Consider the following 4244-nt stretch of genomic DNA (forward strand, 5'->3'; position numbering starts at 1 on the left):
CGCCGCCGTGGCGGCCGACCCGTCCGCCCCCCGCGCCCAAGGGCCGCGAAAGCTTCGTGCAGCACCACCGCGATGCGGCCGAGCGCGTGGCCAAGGAAAGCGGCATTCCCGCCAGCTTCATGCTGGGGCAGGCCGGCCATGAGACCGGCTGGGGCAAGAGCGAGATCCGCAGCAAGGACGGCGACAACTCCTTCAACCTGTTCGGCATCAAGGCCGGCAAGGGCTGGACGGGCAAGGTCGCCGAGATCACCACCACCGAGTACATCGGCGGCGTGCCGCGCAAGGTGACGGCGAAGTTCCGCGCCTACGACTCCTACGAAGACTCCTTCAAGGACTACGCCAAGCTCATCAACGACAACCCGCGCTACGAGAAGGCGCGCGAGAAGACGCATTCCGCCGTGGCCTACGCCACCGAGCTGCAGAAGGCGGGCTACGCCACCGACCCCGAATACGCCAGCAAGCTGAGCCGGGCCATCAACAGCACCTTGCGCGTCTCGCCGCGCACGGCGGCGTGACGGAAAGCGCTCCATGAGCCTGCTCAACGTCGGCGCCCGCGCCCTGCTCGCCAACCAGGTGGCCCTGCAGACGGCGGGCCACAACATCGCCAACGTCAACACCGCCGGCTACTCGCGCCAGACGCTGTCGCTGCAGACCGTGCAGGGCCAGTTCACCGGCGGCGGCTACATCGGCCAGGGCGTGGACGTGCAGACCATCCTGCGCAACCACAACGAGCTGCTCACGCGGCAGGCCGCCGCGGCCAACGCCACCCAGGCGGCCGACCAGACGCGCGGCGAGCGCCTGTCGCAGATGCAGGACGTGTTCAGCGGCGGCACGAGCGGCCTGGGCGCCTCGATCACCGACATGCTGAACGCCCTGTCCGACGTGGTGGCGGCCCCGACCGACATCACCGCGCGCACGGTGGTGCTCACGCGCATGGACGAGACCGCCGGGCGCATGCGCTCCGCGGCCGACCGGCTGTCGGAGATCCAGTACACCGTCACCGAACAGCTCAACAGCAACGTCAACGCGATCAACAGCCTGGCCAGCCGCATGGCCGGCGTGAACGAGCAGATCGCGCGCGCCACCGGCAACGGCCAGTCGCCCAACGACCTGCTGGACCAGCGCGACCAGATCATCCGCGAGATCAACCAGTACGTGCAGACCACGCAGGTACAGGCCGACGACGGCACCGTGGGCCTGTTCGTCGCGGGCAGCCAGCCGCTGGTGCTGGGCTCCACCGCCACGCAGCTGTCCGTGGGCGAGGCCACGTCCTTTCCCGGCAGCGGGCAGACCAAGCTGTTCTTCAACCGCCCCGGCGTCGCGCCCGTGGAGCTGGACGAGAACATGCTCGGCGGCGGCGAGGTCTCGGGCCTGCTGCGCTTCAACAACACCGATCTCGCCGAGGGCGTGAACCTGCTCGGCCGCATGGCGCAGTCCATCGGCATGACGATGAACGCCCAGCACAAGCTGGGCCTCACGCTCGACGGGCAGGCCGGCAAGGACCTGTTCTCGGTGCCCACCAGCATGCCCGGCTACACCAAGGGCACGGCCGTGGGCACCGTGTCGTTCAGCGATGCGACGAAGTTCGCCGCGTCCGACTATGAAGTGCGCTTCACCACGCCGCCGGCCGGCCAGGTGGTGCGCATGTCCGACGGCAAGGCCACCGCCTTCACCGACCTGACCGACCTGGCCAGCAAGCAGATCGACGGGCTGAACTTCAACATGACGGCCGCAGGCGCCACCGGCGAGCGCGTGCTCTTCAAGCCCTTCAGCACCACGGCCGCGAACATCCAGGCCAAGGTGCTGTCGCCCCGCGACCTGGCCGTGGCCAGCCCGGTCAACGCCGCCATGGGCAAGACCAACGGCGGGTCGATGCAGCTCACCAGCGTGCAGGCGACCTCCACGGGCTTCACCGCCCCCCCCATTCCGGCGGGCGTGAGCCTGAGCTTCGCCGCCGGCCCGCCCACCACCTACACGGTGACGGGCTCGACCACGCCGCCCTCGGGCACCGCGGGCCTGGCCTACACGCCGGGCCAGCCCATCCAGATCGACGGCTGGGAACTGACGCTCAAGGGCACGCCCAACACCGGCGACACCGTCACGGTGGGCAATGCGCTCGATCCGCAATACGGCGACACCTACACCCGCAACGCCGGCAACGCCTCCGCGATGAACGCGCTGCGCGACGTGAAGATGTTCGACGAATCCACCATGAGCGACGGCTACGCCGGCCTCATGGCGCAGGTGGGCACGCGCACGCAGAGCGCGCTGAACTCCGCCCAGCTGTCCACCACCATCGCGGGCAACCTCGAAAAGGACCGCACGGCCGTCTCGGGCGTGAACCTGGACGAAGAGGCCGCCAAGCTGATCCAATACCAGCAGGCCTACCAGGCCTCCGCGAAGGTCCTGCAGATCGCCCAGAGCATTTTCGACAGCCTGATCCAGACGATGGGCCGATAAACCGCGCCGGAGAAAGACATGGCCAACTTCTATCGCACCTCCACCGCCAACATGTACGACAACGCCCTGCGCAACCTGGGCACGCGGCAGACGGCGTTGTCCAACCTGCAGGAAAACCTCACCTCCGGCAAGCGCGTGGTGCGCGCCAGCGACGACCCGGTGGCCGCCGCGCAGGCCGAGCGCGCGATGACCCGGCTGGCGCGCGTGCAGACCGACCAGCGCGCGCTGGAAAACCAGCGCAACTCCATCGCCCAGGCCGAATCGACCATGGGCGAGGCCGTGGACCTGGTGCAGGAGGCCCGCCAGCTCATCGTGAGCGCCGGCAACGGGTCGCTCACCCCCAATGACCGCAAGACCATCGCCAACCAGCTGCAGGGCCTGCGCGAGCAGCTGTCCTCCATGGTCAACCGCAAGGACAGCAACGGCATGCCGCTGCTGGGCGCCCTGGGCAGCGCGCTCACGCCGTTTCTCGGGCCGCAGTCCGGCAGCCCCGACTACACCTTCTCCGGCCTGCCCGGCCAGGGCTCGGGCACCGACAGTTCGCTGCCCCTGTCGCTGGACGGCGAATCGGCCTTCATGTTCGTGCCGCAGCGCGACGGCGCCTACAACGCCGCCGTCACCACCAGCTCGACCGACCACCTGCTGACCACCGACGGCATCAAGCCCACCGACACCAGCCTCATCACGGGCAACAACTACCAGATCGTCTTCAGCGGCGTGGGCCCGGGCGCCACGGCAGGCACCACGACGGCCACGTACACCATCACCAACACCACCACTGGCGTGTCGTCCCCGCCCGTGACGGTGCCCGACTTTCCGTCCGACAAGCCGGTGAGCATCGGCGTGACCGGCATCCCCGGCATGAGCTTCAACATCACCGGCACGCCCGTCAAGAAGGTCGATGGCACCTACAGCCTCTCGCCCGCCAATGGCGACAGCATTTCGCTGCAGCCCAGCGCCAGCATCTTCAGCACGCTGGACAGCGCCATCCGCGACATCGGCAGTGCCACCACCAGCGGCGCGGCCTCGCAGGCCGTGGGCCAAGCCCTGAACAACATCGACATCGGCATGGAGCGCATGCACAACATGCGGGGCTACGCGGGCGAGTTGCTCAACCGCGCCGACCGCATCACGGGCGACCAGGACAAGCGCGCCGTGCAGCTCGAAGCCGACCGTTCGCGCGCGGAGGATCTCGATATGATCAAGGGCATTTCCGACTTCCAGAACAACCAGGTCGGGTATGAAGCGGCCCTGAAGTCCTATGCCCAGGTGCAGAAGCTGTCCCTCTTCAACTACATCGGCTGAGCCCGCGCGGTAACGGCCGCCTTCGCATCCCATGGTCCAATCCGTTCTTGGCAGCCTTCTCCTCGGTTACCGCCCACTGTGGAACCAGGCGCGGCGCCTGGCAGCCGTGCAGCTCTATGTGCAAAGCGACGGTGCCGCCTTCGTGGACGCGCCCCACCTGCTGCGCACCTTGCAGGAACTGTGGAGTGCCAGCTCGCCCCCCCTGCTGCTGTCCCCGCAAACGCCGCAGTTGCTCACCGACCTGCTGAGCCAGGCGCCGCGCGCGCCCCCTGGATCGAAGTGCGCAACGATTGGCTGGGCGATCCGGCCTTGCTCGCCCAGGTGCAGGCCGCCCACCAGCGCGGCCTGAAACTCGTCTGGCGCGGCGAGCTGCACCACCTGCCCGAGCCCGCCGTGGCCGGCTGCTTCGACAACAGCCTGCTCACCCTCAGCGCCGCCGACGCCATGGCCGCGCTCAAGGCCACCGCCGCCGTGCCCCG

General features: G+C 68.7%; 3 protein-coding genes and 1 pseudogene. All 4 read left to right on the forward strand.

Annotated features, from left to right (window positions below):
* A partial coding sequence (gene flgJ, locus AC27KI_RS19730) for a flagellar assembly peptidoglycan hydrolase FlgJ (RefSeq protein ID WP_487115403.1) occupies nt 1-515 on the forward strand: 515 nt, incomplete at its 5' end.
* A gap of 13 nt (nt 516-528) precedes the next feature.
* Entirely contained in the window at nt 529-2460 is a 1932-nt protein-coding gene (gene flgK, locus AC27KI_RS19735; protein ID WP_284402618.1) for a flagellar hook-associated protein FlgK, read from the forward strand.
* A gap of 18 nt (nt 2461-2478) precedes the next feature.
* The gene (flgL, locus tag AC27KI_RS19740; RefSeq protein ID WP_284431684.1) at nt 2479-3765 is read left to right on the forward strand and encodes a flagellar hook-associated protein FlgL; all 1287 of its coding nucleotides are present in this window, start codon (nt 2479-2481) and stop codon (nt 3763-3765) included.
* Between the two features lie 31 nt (nt 3766-3796).
* Nucleotides 3797-4244 (forward strand): annotated as a pseudogene (locus AC27KI_RS19745) (HDOD domain-containing protein); the annotation flags it as partial.

This window comes from Acidovorax sp. KPB24-03, from assembly GCF_057546605.1.